14 protein-coding genes and 1 tRNA gene are annotated in these 15,903 nt (G+C 64.6%); 3 read left to right on the top strand and 12 right to left on the bottom strand.

Annotation, left to right across the window (positions count from 1 at the left end):
* Nucleotides 1–275 precede the first annotated feature (275 nt).
* Complete coding sequence (locus PX52LOC_RS30140) at nucleotides 276–596, top strand: DUF1580 domain-containing protein (RefSeq protein ID WP_149113563.1); 321 nt, start codon at nucleotides 276–278, stop codon at nucleotides 594–596.
* Nucleotides 597–660: 64 nt separating this feature from the next.
* Here PX52LOC_RS30140 and PX52LOC_RS30135 read toward each other — a convergent pair whose 3' ends face one another.
* The 6 genes from PX52LOC_RS30135 to PX52LOC_RS30110 form a co-directional block, all read right to left on the bottom strand.
* Entirely contained in the window at nucleotides 661–1,896 is a 1,236-nt protein-coding gene (locus PX52LOC_RS30135; RefSeq protein WP_168219295.1) for a tyrosine-type recombinase/integrase, read from the bottom strand.
* 104 nt (nucleotides 1,897–2,000) lie between these two features.
* Nucleotides 2,001–2,073: transfer RNA gene (locus PX52LOC_RS30130), tRNA-Met, on the bottom strand.
* 79 nt (nucleotides 2,074–2,152) lie between these two features.
* The gene (locus tag PX52LOC_RS30125; protein WP_149113561.1) at nucleotides 2,153–4,723 is read right to left on the bottom strand and encodes a PSD1 and planctomycete cytochrome C domain-containing protein; all 2,571 of its coding nucleotides are present in this window, start codon (nucleotides 4,721–4,723) and stop codon (nucleotides 2,153–2,155) included.
* 116 nt (nucleotides 4,724–4,839) lie between these two features.
* Entirely contained in the window at nucleotides 4,840–5,499 is a 660-nt protein-coding gene (locus PX52LOC_RS30120; RefSeq protein ID WP_149113560.1) for an MOSC domain-containing protein, read from the bottom strand.
* A 50-nt stretch (nucleotides 5,500–5,549) separates the two neighbouring features.
* Nucleotides 5,550–6,263, bottom strand: a complete 714-nt coding sequence (locus PX52LOC_RS30115) for a hypothetical protein (protein ID WP_149113559.1) — start codon at nucleotides 6,261–6,263, stop codon at nucleotides 5,550–5,552.
* A gap of 150 nt (nucleotides 6,264–6,413) precedes the next feature.
* A complete protein-coding gene (locus tag PX52LOC_RS30110; protein ID WP_149113558.1) occupies nucleotides 6,414–6,812 on the bottom strand; it encodes a secondary thiamine-phosphate synthase enzyme YjbQ in 399 nt (132 codons plus the stop codon).
* A 130-nt stretch (nucleotides 6,813–6,942) separates the two neighbouring features.
* On the opposite strand from PX52LOC_RS30110, the gene PX52LOC_RS30105 reads away from it, so the two are divergent.
* On the top strand, nucleotides 6,943–7,848 hold the full coding sequence (locus PX52LOC_RS30105; RefSeq protein WP_149113557.1) for an ATP-binding response regulator: 906 nt from the start codon (nucleotides 6,943–6,945) through the stop codon (nucleotides 7,846–7,848).
* A 3-nt stretch (nucleotides 7,849–7,851) separates the two neighbouring features.
* On the opposite strand, the gene PX52LOC_RS30100 is transcribed toward PX52LOC_RS30105, so the two are convergent.
* The 5 genes from PX52LOC_RS30100 to PX52LOC_RS30080 are packed head-to-tail and all read right to left on the bottom strand — an operon-like array spanning nucleotide 7,852 to nucleotide 12,571.
* A complete protein-coding gene (locus tag PX52LOC_RS30100; RefSeq protein ID WP_149113556.1) occupies nucleotides 7,852–8,598 on the bottom strand; it encodes an SH3 domain-containing protein in 747 nt (248 codons plus the stop codon).
* A complete protein-coding gene (locus tag PX52LOC_RS30095) occupies nucleotides 8,595–9,590 on the bottom strand; it encodes a BatD family protein (RefSeq protein WP_149113555.1) in 996 nt (331 codons plus the stop codon). The genes PX52LOC_RS30100 and PX52LOC_RS30095 overlap by 4 nt, the downstream gene beginning before the upstream one ends.
* Nucleotides 9,574–10,410: a hypothetical protein gene (locus PX52LOC_RS30090; protein ID WP_149113554.1), complete on the bottom strand. Its 837-nt coding sequence runs from the start codon at nucleotides 10,408–10,410 to the stop codon at nucleotides 9,574–9,576. Before PX52LOC_RS30090 ends, PX52LOC_RS30095 begins: the two co-directional genes overlap by 17 nt.
* 17 nt (nucleotides 10,411–10,427) lie before the next feature.
* Nucleotides 10,428–11,543 carry a vWA domain-containing protein gene (locus PX52LOC_RS30085; protein ID WP_149113553.1) on the bottom strand — a complete coding sequence of 372 codons (1,116 nt, stop codon included), beginning with the start codon at nucleotides 11,541–11,543 and terminating at the stop codon, nucleotides 10,428–10,430.
* Complete coding sequence (locus PX52LOC_RS30080; protein WP_149113552.1) at nucleotides 11,540–12,571, bottom strand: vWA domain-containing protein; 1,032 nt, start codon at nucleotides 12,569–12,571, stop codon at nucleotides 11,540–11,542. The genes PX52LOC_RS30085 and PX52LOC_RS30080 overlap by 4 nt, the downstream gene beginning before the upstream one ends.
* A 108-nt stretch (nucleotides 12,572–12,679) precedes the next feature.
* On the opposite strand from PX52LOC_RS30080, the gene PX52LOC_RS30075 reads away from it, so the two are divergent.
* Nucleotides 12,680–13,918, top strand: coding sequence for a patatin-like phospholipase family protein (locus PX52LOC_RS30075; RefSeq protein ID WP_149113551.1), 1,239 nt, complete (start codon nucleotides 12,680–12,682; stop codon nucleotides 13,916–13,918).
* A 12-nt stretch (nucleotides 13,919–13,930) separates the two neighbouring features.
* Here the strand turns inward: PX52LOC_RS30075 and PX52LOC_RS30070 are convergent, their stop codons facing one another.
* The gene (locus PX52LOC_RS30070; protein ID WP_149113550.1) at nucleotides 13,931–15,901 is read right to left on the bottom strand and encodes a redoxin family protein; all 1,971 of its coding nucleotides are present in this window, start codon (nucleotides 15,899–15,901) and stop codon (nucleotides 13,931–13,933) included.
* Nucleotides 15,902–15,903 lie beyond the last annotated feature (2 nt).

Below are 15,903 nucleotides of genomic sequence, written 5' to 3'. Positions count from 1 at the left end.
AGACGGTAGCGTCTCAATGGTTGAGACAAGAACATGTCTTCTCTTCGAGAAGACAGCACACTGCCTACCGCCGCTCGTCGCGGCGCGGCATTGTGCGGTGTGGGGTGGCGGGCGAGTCGGTTCTCGAATCGGAGTTCACGTCGGATGGTATTCGAGCGAACTGGAAAGCCGCGTGTCCCGGCTGCTTCACGGCCCGCACTGCAACGTATCGCCGTTACCCGTCCGACAGAATCGAACTGAATTTCAACTGCCACCAATCACGAGGAATCGCATCCGTGCAGACGACGACCACGATCGAGACACTCCGGGCCGAAGGGTTCGTAACCCTGAGTCGGGCCGCGCGGGCGTTCCACATGAGTCCCGCCTCCCTGTCGCGGTGGTGTAACCGCGGCGCGACAGCCCCGGACGGCGTTCGCGTCCACCTGGAACACGCCCGCACGCCCGGCCGGGTGATGACCTCGATCAAGGCCGTCGAACGGTTCCTGACGGCCATCACCGGCACGCCCGCCGTCGTCGGCGTCCCGTCCCGCTCCCCGTCCGAACGACAACGCGCGTCGGAAGAGGCCGCCCGGCAACTCAAGGCGATGGGAATCTGAACCGAGCCGGGGTAGGGCACCGCCGACAAAACAGACCCCCGACCGCCGGGGGCCGTTCTCCGTCTCACCCGTTCTCTTCCGCCACCTTGATCGCCAAGCCCAGGTTCTTCTCCGCATAAATTTCCGTCGTGCTCATCCGGTCGTGCCCCAGCGAGGCTTGAGCCGCTTCCAACCCCTGTCGCTTGCGGACCACCGTGGCGAACGAGTGCCGGAGTTGGTGCGGGTGCCAGTGCGGGATTTGGTCGTCCGAGGGCCGCTTGGCGTTCGCCCGTTGCACGGCCTTCACGATGCTCTTGGCGTAGCTGCTCGACGTGTAGCACGCCCGCGGCGGTCGCTTCCGGTCGGCCTTCCGCTTCGCCGCGTTCCGGGCCATGTGGGAGGGGTAGTGCGGCGTCTTGCGTCGCGCCGTTCGGGCCGCCAAGAGTTCGCCGACCGCCCTCACCGGGGAGAAGACGTAGTCGGTCGGGTCGGGGGGCAGGAACGGTTCCAGAATCGCCTGCGCCCGCGGGCCGATGACGATCACTTTCTTCTTGCCCCGGTGTGCCCCCTTGTGCTCGGCCGGCTCGTACAGCCACACCCGCTCTAGCTTCACCACGTCGGCCATGCGGAGGCGGCAGAGTTCGCCCGGCCGGCAGCCGCTCAGTCGCTGGACCTGGACCATCCCCGCGACGTAGCGGTTCAACACCGGCAGCGTCCGCTCGACCAGTTCGTCACTGACCGGCAGGACGGGTTCCGATTCCGCCGCGGTCGATCGCCCCCGCCGCAACCCTTCCACGGCCGTCAACGCCTGGTACACCGACGCCGGCACGAGTTCCTCGGCCGCTAACCACTTGAACATTCGCTTCACCATGCCCGTCCGCCGGTTCACTTCCTTGCGCGACAGTCCCCCGCCGACGAAGTGCTTCTGAACCGCCTTCAGGCACTTGGGGCCGAACTCGACGGCCGGTAGGTGGCCGAAGAACTCGACCATCGGCCGCATGGTCAGTCTGAACGTCCGGGCCTCCGACGACTTCGGCGGGTAGTAGAGGGAGACGTGGCGGGCGAAGTCCACGGCGACCTCGTTCAGCGTCCGGTCGGGGGCCGGGTCGTCCTTCGGCGAGGTCGGGGCGACGGCACTCGGGGCTTGTGCCGCGAGGCGGGCGATGAACCGGGCGTACTCCTTCCGCGACTCCTCGCTGCCGTGGACGCCGAGGTAGATGGGCTTTCGTTTGCCGCTGCCGGTGCGGGCCATGACGTAGGCCCGGCCGGACGGTTTGTGGTGCAGTAAATCCGGGAATTTGACCGGGGACGAGTGGGCCACAAGGGACTCCCTGCAGTAATTACTGCAGCTAGAGGCCATTCGTGCCGCACTCCCGACCGTCGAGAGGAAAGCGTAAGTGCTTCGGCTATCAGGACTTCCGTCAATAGCGGAGGCCGGGTTTGAACCGGCGACCCATCGCTTATGAAGCGATTGCTCTAACCACTGAGCTACCCCGCCTGCTTCTTCAAGTTTATACGCCTTCGACGAACTGACAAGGAAGGGCGAGCAAGGGTTCGGAACTTCCTCGTCGGGATAGTCAGTCGAGGTACACAAACTCGTTTGCATTCAGTTCGAGGAGGGCGTAGCGGGCGAGAGCTTCTTCATCACTCAGACGATGTTTTTCCTTCATCGTCTGGATGAACGCAACGTCCTTTTGGACTTCCGAATCCGATGGCGTGCGGCCCGTTGTGAGGCGGATGGCACGGGCGACTTGCTTCGAGAGATCCCCGGGAGCGGCTGACATCAATTTGCTCGCGAACGCAGCGGCCATCTCGTTCGTGAACTCGCTGTTGAGCATCCCGAGGGCTTGTGTCGGGACGGTGGTCGTGTACCGCACCGGGCAGCTCGAATCGGTGTCGGCCTGGTCGTGATTAATCAGAATCGGCACCTGTAACGATCGCTTCACGTGAACGTAGACACTCCGGCGGTTCCCCTGGTCGGGGTTCTTCGGGTCGTAGCCGCCGCCGCGGGAGAGCAGCCAGCCGTTGCCGGGGACGGACTGGCCGGCCAGCACTTCCTGTGGAATCCTCGGGAACACACTCGGGCCGAACGCCTCCAGTTTGAGTTTGCCGGCCATGCTCAAGATCGAGTCGCGGACTTCCTCCGCGACCAGCCGCCGCATGTTGAACCGCCAGAAGAGACCGTTCGACGGATCGGCGGCCAGAGCTTTTGCGTTCGCGGTCGAAGACATTTGATAGGCGTCGGAGAGCATCAGGAGGCGATGGAGACGCTTCAACGTCCAGGCTTCGCCGGGCACCGACCAAGGTTGGCCGGCCGTCGGTTCGACGAATTCACTAGCCAACCAGTCGAGCAACTCGGGGTGCGTCGAGGTTTCGCCGAGTTTCCCGAAGTCGCTCGGCGAGGGGACAATGCCGCGGCCGAAGTGGTGCTGCCACACCCGGTTGGCCATCACGCGGGCCGTCATCGGGTTGGACCCTGAAGCGATCCAGTTCGCCAGCACGGTGCGGCGGCCGCTCGTTTTCGAGCCGCCCTTCGCGGCTGCAATCTCCGGGTCGGGAAGGCCAAGGATGGTCGGGAATCCCGGTTGGCACAGTTCCTTCTCCTTCGGCGCATGCGGGTTGCCGCGGGCGAGGACGAAGACTGGCGGCGGGGTCGGGTCGCAATTGTTCACCGAGAGGGCGAACTGTTGGTTCGGCATCGGCTTCTTTTCGAGGTCGACACGCTCGCGCTTCAGTCGGTTGTAGTTTCGCCGTTGTTCGTTGGTGAAGACCTGTGGCAGTTTTGCGACGACTTGGGGGCGGTCCGCGCCTTCCGCGGCCCGTTGGTCCTGGGCGGGCATCGTCTTGATCGCCTCGTCTTCGATCGCAACCATCTTCTTTGTCAACTCGGCGAGCTTCTCTTGACGCTCCTTTAATTCGCCTTCGTAAACCTTTCGGCGGTCGGCCGGCGTGATGTCGGTCGAGTTCGTCGAGGATGACGTGCCCCGGGTGTCGCTGAACGGGCGGATGTCGCGGAAGAAGGCGACGAGCTTGTAATAATCGACCTGCGGGATCGGGTCTTTCTTGTGGTCGTGGCAGCGGGCACAGTTGAGGGTCATGGCCAGGAACGTCTGGCCGGTAACGGTGACGAGGTCATCGTAGCCGTCGTAGAGGGCTTGCTCGCGGTCGGCCGGTTCGTCGTCCCAGAGGCCGAGGCGGTAGAAGCCGGTGGCGATGACGGCGTCGGCGTTGTCGCCGGGCATCTCGTCGCCAGCGATTTGTTCGCGGATGAACTGATCGTACCGCTTGTCCGCGTTGAAACTGCGAATGACGTAATCGCGGAACCGCCAGGCGTTCGGCTTCGGGCCGTCGCGCTCGTAGCCGTTCGTCTCGGCGAACCGGACCACGTCCAGCCAGTGGCGGCCCCATTTCTCGCCGTAGTGCGGCGAGGCGAGGAGTTCGTCGACGAGTTTCGCGAATGCATTCGGCGACTTGTCGTTGACGAACGCATCGACCTGTTCCGGCGTCGGCGGCAGACCGAGCAAGTCGTAGTACGCGCGGCGAACGAGGGCGACGCGGTCGGCCGGGCCGTTGCCCGGGATACTCTTGGCTTCCCGCTTGGCCGCGAGGAAGGCGTCGATCGGGTTGCGGGTCGGTGTCTTCACGGCCGGCACGGCGGGCCGCTTCACGGGCTGGTAGGCCCAATACTTTTTGGCCTCTTCCGTAATGACCGAAGCCTTCTCGGCGGGGGCCGGTTCGACCGATCCGAGGTCGGCGGCCGAGACGGGCAGCTTTTCCTTCACCCACTTCGTCAGAACGGCGATGTCGGCGTCGGGCAACTTCCCACTCGGCGGCATCACGTCACCGCCGTCGGGCCGCTTGTTGGTAATCGCGAGAAGGAACAGGCTCTTCTCGGGTGAGGTCAGGTCCACGGCCGTGCCCGTGTCGCCGCCGGTCAGGGTCAACGCTCGCGTGCTGAGGCTCAAGCCGCCCTTGATCTTCTCGCCCGCCCCGTGACACTTGAAACAATGCTTTTGGAGCAGCGGCTTGACTTCCTTCTCGTAGAAGCCGACCTGCTCGGACGAGAACTTGGGCGCGGGGTCGGCCGCCGTCAATTGGCCGCACGTGACAACGAGTGCCAATATCGAAAGGTGGGGCAGGGTTCGCATGAGACAACCCGTGGGTGGCGGAAGGGCTGATCGTTGAATTAGTCAGGAAGGTTGTGTTATTATAGCAGTAGGTCGATCATGTTCAAGACTTCTGTCGTCAAGTCGGCGAGTCTTGTTCAGGCCACGCGGGATCGGAGGAGTTCCTTCCAACTGATCGACAACTCGCTCACCGAGAGTAATTCGCGGTTCGCCTCGGCGTCGTTCTTCAACTGGTAGAACACGCGGTTCGCACGCTGGACCGACCAATCGGGGTTCGGGCGGTGTTCGAGGGACGGGTTCATTCCCGCGGTGAGCGTCCCGGCTTGCAGGATGCGCAGATACCAACCGCTGCGGCCGGACGACACGACGAGTGCCGGCAGTTCCTTGATCCGCCAGCGGCGGGCGAGCTTCCAGCAGGGCTGCCGGGGTTGCGACACTTCGAACCGGCAGGGGCCGATTCGCCACTGGTCGCCGATGCAGACCGTCGATTCGCTCAGACCGCGGATGGTGAAGTTTTCGCCGAACGCCCCGAAGGGGAGGGCGGGCAGGTTGAGTTGATCCTGCCAGTTGGGGTAGTGATCGGCGGAGTAAGCGAGGATGGCCTTGTCCGGACCGCCGTGGTTCTCCAGGTCGGACACGCCATCCCCGGCCAGTGTCTCCCAGCCGACTTCAACCGGCCCGTCCACGCGCTCTTTGAAGAACGCCGTGGCCCACGGTCGGTCCATCGGATCGACGGCACCCGGCTGGCCGTGAAATCGCGGCAGACCGACCTGAATCGATTCAAGGATGGCGGACATGGAAGCGAGTGTCGCATCGGGGCAGGGGGATCGGTACGCCCCTGACTTTATCAGGCGGCCTTGAGGCCGGGAAGGCGCTTCCACCACGAGGACGAGGCTTCCTTGTGGGCGGAATGGTCGTGTGAGTCGTGTTTTTCGTGCTTTTCGTGCTTCGATTTGGACGCTTTCTTCTCGCCGCCCTCCGCCTTCTTGGTGGCCTTCTCGGCCGTCACCGTTTGCATCAGAACGCCGAGCAACGTGACGACGATCACGGCACTATTCACGGCCGCAGAATGCTCGGTCACCCACTTCACCGCGTCGTAACTGCCCCCCGACTGCGCGAGCGAGAAGGCCGCGTGCCAGGAGACGAGAACGCCGAGCAGACTCATCAGAATCATCGTCCAGAGGCGGTAGAGCAAAACCCCGAACAGGCCGCCGGCCAAGAAGACGGCCCACAGTTCTTGCGCCTGCGGAATAACGGCCTGCACCGCAAGCCAACAGCCGATACCGCCCGCGACGAACGAGAGGAGTTTGGCCAACTCAATGGCGAGGACGCCGCCCGCGAACGCGAGCAAAAGGCCCATTACGAGGATGTGCCCACCCGCCGCCTTGCCCGAAGTCATGCCCACGATGCCCGCCGCCGCGGTGAACCCGAAGACAACCCAGAAGCGGTGCCACCGCCAGCCGAAGCCCCAGAGGAGGAAGCCCACGAGGAGGAGGAAGCCGCCAGCCCCGACCGAAAGTCCTTTTAACTCGGCGATCACGTCGGGGGAAATCAACGTCATGACGGCATCCGTGCGGTAGGGGTCGCTACGAGAGGCCCTGAACTTTCAGGCTACAGTGGAGTAAATCCGCTCGGCGCTTCCACGTCAAGCGACGCGGTCGAGCATTCGATCATTTCCAGGAGAATGGCGGGCGGGTTGTCGGCTTCTCCGTCAGCTCCCGTGGATTTGAACGAACACGGACCGCGTGCGCGGCCCATCGAACTCGCACAAATAGATTCCTTGCCACGTGCCGAAAACGAGTTTACCATTCTCGATCAGGACGGTCACACTACTCCCGAACAGGCTCGCCTTGATGTGCGAATCGCTGTTCCCCTCGGCGTGGCGGAAGCCCGGGAAGTTCTTCGACACGTGCTGATTCAGCCAGAGAAGGATGTCGTGGACCACGTCTGGGTCGGCGTTCTCCTGAATGGTAATGCCCGCCGTCGTGTGCGGCACGTAGACGATGCAGGAACCCGTCTTCACGCCGGACGACAGCAAAAGTGATTGAATCTCTTCGGTAATCTCAACAAACTGACTCCGGGACTGTGTCGGCACGGTCAGACGGATCATCGCGGGACCACCAAAAGTTATTAAGCTAGGGGTGTTGCGATGTTTTACGATCGGACCTCCGGGTTCGGCACCCTGGAACTCTAGCAGCGTCCCGTTCTCCGATTCACCGGGGCGAGAGGGAACGCAATTCATGCCTGGCATCCTTGTGGTTGACGACTCCACCGAACAACTCCACCACCTCGAACGGATTCTCGCGGCGGAAGGGTATCGGGTGCTTCACGCCCACAACGCAGCCGACGCGCTCGCGGCCGTTCGGGCCGAGGTGCCGGACGCCGTCATCAGCGACATCCACATGCCGGGCATGGACGGGCTGGAACTCGTCGCGGCCCTGCGAGAAGAGGTGCCGTCGGTCCCCGTGTTGGTAATGACGGAATTCGGCAGCGAGGAGTTGGCCGTGCGGGCGCTGAAGGCCGGCGCGTCGAACTACCTGCCGAAGCGGAACCTTGAGCGCGACGTATTAGAGGTGCTCGACGAACTCCTCTCGGTCGCGTCGTCGCAGGCGCAGCAGGCCGTGTTCCTCGGGCGAATGACTTCAGTCGAACACGAGTTCGTGATCGAAAATAACCCCGACCTCGTCGGGCCGGTCGTGTCGCACGTCGAGTCGATGATGCGGCAGATGCGGCAGTTCGAAGATTCGGAGCGGATGCAAGTCGGCGTGGCCGTCCACGAAGCAGTGGTGAACGCGATCGTTCACGGCAACTTGGAGATCAGTTCCGAGTTGAAGAACGGCGATTGGGACGAGTACCACGCAACGGTCGAGCGCCGCGGGCACGAAGACCCGTACCAGCGGCGGCGGGTGACGATCACGGTGCGGGCCACGCGAGAGCCGATGCTGATGGTGCGGGTAAAAGACGAGGGCCGCGGGTACAACCCCACCAAAGTTTGTGATCCGACCGAGGGCTGCAACATCGACAAGGGGAGCGGCCGCGGCCTGTTACTCATCCGGACCTTCTTCGACACCGTCACCCACAGTTCGGGCGGGAACGAAATCACCATGGTCAAACGCCGCCCGATGAAAGAAGCGATCGAGCGATAGTCGTCACTTCAGCACAGTCTGTTCCGGAACCCACCCGATCGCCCCGCCCGGCAATTCGACCTGAAGCCATCCCCCCCGGCTGCCGACCTCCCAGAGTTCTGTCCCGCGCGGCAGCGGTTCGGGTGTCCGTGGCTGGAAACTCGTTCCGTTCCCCCGCCGTAGAACCGTGTCGGTCGTCACTATCGCGACGGGCCGTACTTCCGTGTTGCCAATCTTCCAGGCCAATGCCGCACTCGCGACGACTCCAACCCACCCGACGATGGCAACGACGCCCGACCACCGCGGCCGGGTCGTGAAAAAGAAGATGCTACCGACCACCGCTACGATGCCGAACGTGATACCCACGAAGTAAGCATCCCACGGCGAGACGCGAGAACGAAGGCCGCCCCACTCATCGGGCCGCACGCGCAAGTTGGGGTCGGCCGGTTCCGGGTAGCGGATCGTGCCGCGCACGGCCCGCAGGTCGGCCTGCAACTCCGCGTCGTAGGGGGCGAGCGCCAGCCCGGCGTGGAGTGCCGCCAGCGATTGCGGCAGATTGCCGGCCAGGAAGTGCGACCGCCCCCGCGCGACCGCCAGGCCCGGCGAGGGGGATTCGCCCCACGCGCGGTCGAACCCGCGGGCCGCTCGCGCGAACGACTCGCGGGCCGCCCGGGCGTTCTCCCGCAAACTCACGCCCTGTTCGAAGTCCTGCTCCGGGGTTGTTACGTTCCCAGCCGTGGCGAAGCTCAATAACAGAAGGGCCGCGATCATTCGACGCCCTCCCAGGTCAACACGAGTTCGCGCGCCAGTGCGATCAGTGACAGCGCGTTGTCACTATCGCCGCCGAACCGAGCCGCGTCGATCTTGCGAAGGAGTTCCACCGCCGGGGCGATCCGTTCTGCGGGAATGGCGGCCGCGCGAAAGGCGGTTTCGAGTTCGCCCGGTGACGCGACCGTGGGCAAGCCGTGACGCTCCCAGAAGTAGCGGCGAAGGGCGCTCGACACAAGCGCGAGTGGTTCGAGCGATTCGGACGCGCGATCCATTGTGTCGAGGGCATTCCGAACGGCCCGGTGACGGCGAACCCGAGCGAATCGCCGCCCGTTCGGGTTACGAAGTCGCCAGATCGCGACTCCCCCGGCCACGGCGAGAATCATCGCGACGAGCAGTCCCCGCCAGTGCCACCAGTTCGGATCGTGCTTCGTCCTGCTTTGCAATGCCGCCTCGGAGGGAAGCCGGAATAGCCGCGGCGGGCCGTCGAGTGGCAGAGGCGAGGGCAGGACAACGGCGGCCGCCGTGACTTGCAACGGGATCGCGTCGAGGTATCTCGTCTCGGGCTTTCCCGTCGCGGTCGAGTAGTAGTCGTACTGGAGTTCCGGGACATCTCGGACGCTTTCGTCCCGCGGCCGAAGGCGGTAGGTAAAGGTGACGCGGGGTGAAGTTTTCTCGACGGGCGGGTCCGTGCCGGCTGTGATCTGTTGGAAGCGAGATTTGAAGGCCGGCATCGCGGCCAGGTCGGGCCGCCGAACACGCTGCGGGTTGACGGCCCCGCTGACGGTCAGGGTCAGCGTCAGTTCGGAATCGACGGAGAGTGTGGTCGGTTCCGCCGACCACGTGACTTTGAGGTTCCGGCCGCCGACGGCGTTGTAGAAGTTCGGCCGCGCTTGATGAATCGCCGGCGCGTCTTCGTCGGCGAACTCCTGAGCCGCAGTCGGCGACGCGAGGAGGAGCAAGAATAAGACTGCGCGATTACCAGTCGCGAACATTCGGCCGCTCCGGTCCCGCGCGCATTTGTTCGTTCTTCTGTCGCGCCTGCCGCAACCGGGCGTCCGTCTTGTCGAGTAACAATGTCGTGTCTTCCGGCGACAGCTTCTGGACTTCGGCCGCGTCACCGCTGACCACCGGCATCGTGCCGGCTCCCGGCGTCTGCTGTGCCGCCGTGGCGTTCGGCGTCGATCCGGTGCGCGGCGACGGGTTCATCTGAGTGCCGGCTGGATCGCGGTTGGCTTGTTGATTCGCATTCTGTTCGGTCCCGATGTCATCCGGCGTCGTCTCGATCGGCTTCGCGCGGGGCGGTTCCGGTTCGTAAGACTCGTTCGGCGTCGGCGGTTCTTTCTGCTTCGCGCGGGCTTGACCCCAGAGTAACTTCGCGAGTTCGAGGTTGTGGCGAACGTCTTGCATAAGTGTGCCGGCCGTCGCGGGCGAATCGAGACACTGTTCGAAGCACCCGATCGCCACTCGTAGCAACTTTGCGTCCTCTCCGCGGTGAAGCAGGCAAACGCCGCGGTTGTAGACTGCTTGTATCCGGCGTTCCTCGGGGATCGCGCGGTCGTCGAGGCAGCGGACGTAGTTCATCTCGGCTTCACGGTAGTCGCCGATTTCGAAGCAGATCATCGCCCGGTTGAACGCGATCAGTCCGGGGTCGCGCGACCGCTCTGCGCTCTGGTCGAGTAGTGTGTCGGCGAGCGAGAAATTACCCTGACGGGCGGCCCCGTTCGCGGCGCGGAGTGCCTCGTCGGGCCGCGCCTCCGGTGGCGGTACCGCCGTGGTGGACAGGGCGAACAAGACGAGCAGAGTGCGGCTCATGCTTTCGATTGTAAGCGTTATCGCTCCCGCCACCAAACCCACAACAGTAACAACCCGGCCGGCCCGAGGAACCATTCGTACCGCTCACGCGGTTGCGGCAGGCGCTCGTCGCTCACGTCGCGAGTGGCGTTCGATTCGATCTTCGACTGGAAGAACGCGGCCAACTGTGGCGGGTCGCGGCGAGCCGGCAGGTACGCCCCGCGAGTTTCCTCCGCGATGGCGGACGCCACGTCTTCGTGCAACCGCGTCAGAACCGGTACACGCACGCCGTTCTTGCCCTCCGCTTCCAGGAACTCGCCGCGGTGGAGGACCGAAGATTCGTGCAGGGGGTCGCCGAGTCCGACGACGTGAACGGGCACTTTCGCGTTCCGCGCGTCCGTGACGCCGGATCGCCACTCCTGATCTTCGGCCGGGTCGTCGCCGTCGGTGAAGAGGAGAATGTCTTGCAAGCCGGGGAAGCGCGGGTCGTGCGCCGCAATAGCCGCCTCGATCGCGCCACCGATCCGCGTGCCCGACGATGCCGTGTCGTCGGCGGGCCGAACCTCCGCGGGCGGCGTTCGCGCGTCCAGTTCGCCGAGCTTGAAACGGATGTGGTCGTAGTCAGTCGTCAACGGGACTACCAGTTTCGGTCGCGACGCAAAGACGATTACCGCGACGCGGTGGCCGCCGCGTGATCGCATTTGTTCGACCAGTTCTGTTGCTCCTGCCACGGCCGCTTGCCAGCGGGCTGGGTTCGTGCGGCCGGCCATGTCTTCGGCCCACATGCTGCGGCTGAAGTCGAGGACGAGTACCACGTCCCGGCCGACTGCCACGCCGCGTTCCTCGCTCTGGCCCCACTGCGGGCGGGCGACGGCCATCACCAACAGCAGCCATGCAAAGACCGCCGATAGTTTCGCCAGCCGGGCTGTTCCGCGGGGAAGCGTCTGAAGGGCCGCCACGGCACCGAGGCGGCCGAACCGCGACAGCCCTGATTGTTGCCCTCGTCGCATTGCCCAGGCGAGAAGCGTCATGATCACGGGAACGAACGACAACCACAGCAAAGGCGGGTGCCGGAATCGCAGTGCGGCGAGGAACTCGCGGGCGTCGTTCAGCCACGCCCCCGCGGCCGAGGCGGCAAACAGGTCGAGGCTCACGGCACGCGCCTCCACACGATCGCTTCTAACAGGATGAGCAGCGCGAGACCGCCGACCGCGGCCGCGGTCAGGGCGGGGAAGAGGTCGTGATACCGGCGGTAAGTGAAACTCACGATCGGTTGCCGTTCGAGGCGGTCGATCTGCTGGTAGATGTCGCGGAGGTCGCCGCCGCTGTTCGCGATGAAGCTCTTGCCGCCGGTCAGGTCGGCCACACTCTTCAGCACGGCCCGCCCGTCTTCCCGCTGCTGGCGCTGTTCGGCCGAGGCGTCCGGCTTCGGGTCGCCGCCGCACTCGATGGTGTAGATCGGGACGTGCAAATTCGCCGCGAGTTGGGCCGCCTGTTGGGGCGTGAAAGGCGAGTCCGGCCCGCTCGCCGTGGTGTTGTGCTCCCCGTCGGAGAGGAGGATTAACACCCGCTTCCGGTCGCTGGCCGCCTTGAGGCGGATCAACCCCTCGGCGATCGCGTCACCGATGTTGGTGCCGGCGTCTAGCCCGGAGTCCCGCGGCTTTTCGGCGTCGAGAATGCCGAGGAGAACGGTGTGGTTCAGTGTCAGCGGGCACTCGGTGTGCGGCCACGCGGCGAAGACGACGAGACCGATCTGATCGCCGGGTCGGCCTTCGAAGTGCGTGCCGTCCGGCGTCGTTCCGCCGGTCACGAAGAGTTCGAAGGCCCGCTTGGCCGCCGCGATGCGGGCCACCGGCGGTTCGGCGGGCGACCACATGAAGTCTTGCTCGGCCATGCTCCCGGACACGTCGCAGGCGAACACCATCGCGATGCCCTCGGTCGGCAGGCGGGTCGTTTGGTCGGGGAAACGCGGCCCGGCCAGCGCCAGAATCACACAAAGCACGATTCCGCCGCGGAGGCCGGCCGCCAACCACCGGGCCGCCTTCGCCCGACCGCGGGGTAGCTTCGCTAGCAGTGAAAGGTCAGAATACCGGAGCGCGGGTTTGCGCCGCCGGAGCCACCACCACAAGACAAGTGGCGCAAGCGGCAAAATAAGAAGGTACGGGAGTGTGGTAAACGACATCCTGACCAGAATATCCCATCTTCACGATTCAGGCGACATTTCTGTTGTAGCCGGTCCGGTGTGTCGATATTACCTGGTCGGGGAAACTTCCCAACTGGCAGACGCACTATGCTCACGGCCCCGCGCGTCGGATGGTTCGTTTCGTGCGCGGCACTGGCGGCACTGCTCCCGTTCGCGGTGGGCTGCCGGCTGGTGCCGTCGAACGACCCGCCGAAAGAACTGCTGAAACAGACCTGGAAGGAACCCGGCCGGGAAGGGTACACCCACCCCCAGACGGACAAGATCATTATCGAGAATTTGGCTGCCGAGTGCTCTGGTGCGCCGCGGTCCGGCCCGGTTGCGGTCGTCAAGCCGATGAACATTCTCTCGCTGTCCGCCGGCGGGAAGTATGGGGCCTATTCCGCGGGCATTCTGGCCGGGTGGACGGTCCACGGCACGCGGCCGGATTTCGACATCGTGACGGGTGTTAGCAGTGGCGCGATCGTCTCGGTCTACGCCTTCCTCGGCCCACAGTACGACGACAAGTTGAAGAAGTTCTTTACCGAAACCGACCAGTCCGACCTGTTCAAACTCCGCCCGTTGCACAACCTCTCGTTCCACGGCTCGCTCGGCTACCCCTACGGGATGAAGCAGGTGATCGAGGAAGAAATCACCTGCGACCGACTCGCCGAGATCGCCGCCGCTCACCAAGCCGGGCGGCGGCTGTACATCGGTACGTTGAACATCCACGAGAAGCAACTCACGATCTGGGACATCGGCGAGATTGCGTGCCGGGGGACGCCGGAATCCGTGGCCCTCGTCCGCAAGGTCATCCTCGCTGCGACCGCCGTGCCGGGCTTGCTACCGCCGGTGGAAATCGACGTGGTGGTGGACGGCAAGCACTACACGGAGATTCACTCGGACGCCGGGGTCGTGGCACAGTCGTTCATCCGGTTCGCCCCGCACCAGGTTCCGACGCCGGGAACGAAAGCGCTCGTCGGGTCGCAACTGTACTGCCTCGCGGCGGGAAAGATCGACCCGGACCCCGTCATCGGCCGGATGGGCATCTTGAAACGGGTGGGGGCCGGCGTGTCATCGTCGCTGTACGCGCTGTACAAGGAAGAGCTGATCAAGATGTACGCCCTGTGCGTGACGACGGGAATGCAGTTCAACCTGGCCGCGATCCCGAAAGACTACAAGATCGACGAGATCAGCACCCGCATTCGTGCCCGCGAAATGCGGCCGCTCTACGAAAGTGGCTACCAGGCGGCTGTTCAAGGCATGGTCTGGCGGCAGACGCCGCCGGGGGCACTGACGGGCGAGGAGCCCGAAGCCCGCAGCGGCACCGTCTTCCACACCGTGCGGTGATCCGCTCCCCGGTCAGTTGCCGTTGCTGCGAATGAAGTCCCAGACCCGCTCCTTCAACGGCCCCGGCATGGCGTCGATTTCCTTCTCGTCGAGCTTGCCGTCGTTGTTCGTGTCGTACTTGTCCAAGAGCATCTTGAACCGCTCCGGGATCGGTAGGCCTTCCTTCGGGATCGTCGGCTTCTCGTGCAGCGTGGTCGTGCCGGCCGACGGCGACTGCCGATCGACGATGTACTCCAGGTAGCCGAGGTGCATCTCGTCGCTGGTCTGCGGCCCCCACTTCACCGTCTTCGTCGGGTCCGGGTTGGCCGGGTTCTTGTCGCTGTTGTCGAACCAGACCGTGAACGTGATCGTGCTGCCCTTCGCCACCGCGACCGGCTCCGCGAACTGGTAGCGGAGTTGCCAGTTGAAGTCGTACCGCGGGATGTCCAGCAGCGTGGTCGTGGTTTTGCCGTCCGGCGACGTGATCTCGTATTTGCACGCCTTGCCGCGGACGTGCATGTGCGGCACGGCCGATCGCAAGACGATGTCTGTCGGCACCCGGAGCTTGCCGACTTCCTTGTGGTTCCCCTCGCCCGGCGGAATGCTGATCCGCGGTTGGGCGACGGCCCCGACCTTCACCTCGAACCTCGGCGGGTCCTTCGCGAAGATGAAACCCACGCGGGTCTGATCGGTCGTGGCCTCGCCGTTCGGCGTGTAGTGAATCTGGAAGCGGAGCGTCGCCCCCTTCGGCAACTTGCGGGCGTGGCCGGCTTCGAGAACCAGGGAGCTGTTCCCCGGCACGTAGGCCGCGAAGTACCCTTGCCGTTCGTCGTCCGCGGATGCCGCGATTGTGGTGGCCCGTGCGCCGGGCAGTAATCGACCGATGCCGGTCTTCGGGACGACGTGGATCAGCACGTGGTGAACGACCGCCTTGTTCGTTGGGCGGACCTCGAAGGCTTGCACCCACCGGTCTTCGTCGAAGTTCGTCTCCACGGTCACGTTCTGGTACGGCATCGTTCCGGTCGCCTTGATCTCGGTCGGCTTGCCGATCTGAAACACCGCGTCCGGCTTGCCGATGAGCCATTCGGTTGGCCACATCTTCGGCAGGGGCGCGTCGGTCGCGTTCCCCAGGGCGAGATCCGACTTCAGCCACGCGAGTAGGTCGGCCTTGTCGCTGGCGGACAGCGAACGGTCGTTCAGGAAGTGTGGCTGATCCTTCGCCTTCGGCTCGGCGGCGAACCACGGCGGCATGGTCCCGGCCTCCACGACTTTGCGGATCATCGCCTTGTGCGAAACAACCTCGTCGTAGCTTTCCAGGGCGAACGGTCCGACGCCGTCGGGCCGGTGGCACTCCTGGCAGTTTTGTTGCACAATGCGCGAAATCCGGTTGTGGTACGTCACCGCGGCAGCCTCCGGCTTCCTCAGGTCGAGCGCACAGCCGGGGGCCGTTGTTGCCGCCACTTCGGGCGGCTTGCCGGCGAGCAGGGCGTCGAGCGTCGGCTTGAGGTAAAGGTGCTTCGGGGCGTCGAGCGAGTAGCCAAGTCCGTACTGGTCGTCCACCGCACCGCGGTAAACCACCGTCCGGGCCGCGTCGAGCACCACGACTTCGGAGGTACTCGTGAAGCCGAGTGCCGCCGCGAGTTTGCCGTCGGCGTCGTGGACGTACGGCCCCTTGAACGCGGATGCGGGCTTGTCCGTCTTCGTCGCGTTCACGAAGAGGAACGCGACGTCCTTCTTGCCGTACTCTTCTTCCAGCTTCGCGAGCGTCGGGGCGAACTTCTTCGAGAGCGGGCAACTGCTACTCGTCACCGCGACCACCAGGTACTTCTGCTTCCCGAAGTCGCCGAGCGTTCCGGCCTTCCCGTTCAGGTCGGTGAAGGCGAGATCGGGGACGAATCGCCCGACGCCCCCCTCGGACCTGGGAAGTGGCCGCGGGGCTTCTTTCCCCGTGTCGGCCGCGATTGCCGTGACCGCGGTGCAGAAGATCGCAAAAAGCGTTCGCATAA

The organism is Limnoglobus roseus, assembly GCF_008254045.1.
Lineage (GTDB): Bacteria > Planctomycetota > Planctomycetia > Gemmatales > Gemmataceae > Limnoglobus > Limnoglobus roseus.
Note: the sequence above shows the minus strand (reverse complement) of the source record. Positions and strands in the feature narration are given on the sequence as shown.

Coding starts and splice junctions, on each gene's coding strand:
- PX52LOC_RS30125 (WP_149113561.1), bottom strand. CDS start 4,723: ATGCGAACCCTGCCCCACCTTTCGATATTGGCACTCGTTGTCACGTGC.
- PX52LOC_RS30120 (WP_149113560.1), bottom strand. CDS start 5,499: ATGTCCGCCATCCTTGAATCGATTCAGGTCGGTCTGCCGCGATTTCAC.
- PX52LOC_RS30115 (WP_149113559.1), bottom strand. CDS start 6,263: ATGACGTTGATTTCCCCCGACGTGATCGCCGAGTTAAAAGGACTTTCG.
- PX52LOC_RS30110 (WP_149113558.1), bottom strand. CDS start 6,812: ATGATCCGTCTGACCGTGCCGACACAGTCCCGGAGTCAGTTTGTTGAG.
- PX52LOC_RS30105 (WP_149113557.1), top strand. CDS start 6,943: ATGCCTGGCATCCTTGTGGTTGACGACTCCACCGAACAACTCCACCAC.
- PX52LOC_RS30100 (WP_149113556.1), bottom strand. CDS start 8,598: ATGATCGCGGCCCTTCTGTTATTGAGCTTCGCCACGGCTGGGAACGTA.
- PX52LOC_RS30095 (WP_149113555.1), bottom strand. CDS start 9,590: ATGTTCGCGACTGGTAATCGCGCAGTCTTATTCTTGCTCCTCCTCGCG.
- PX52LOC_RS30090 (WP_149113554.1), bottom strand. CDS start 10,410: ATGAGCCGCACTCTGCTCGTCTTGTTCGCCCTGTCCACCACGGCGGTA.
- PX52LOC_RS30080 (WP_149113552.1), bottom strand. CDS start 12,571: ATGTCGTTTACCACACTCCCGTACCTTCTTATTTTGCCGCTTGCGCCA.
- PX52LOC_RS30075 (WP_149113551.1), top strand. CDS start 12,680: ATGCTCACGGCCCCGCGCGTCGGATGGTTCGTTTCGTGCGCGGCACTG.
- PX52LOC_RS30070 (WP_149113550.1), bottom strand. CDS start 15,901: ATGCGAACGCTTTTTGCGATCTTCTGCACCGCGGTCACGGCAATCGCG.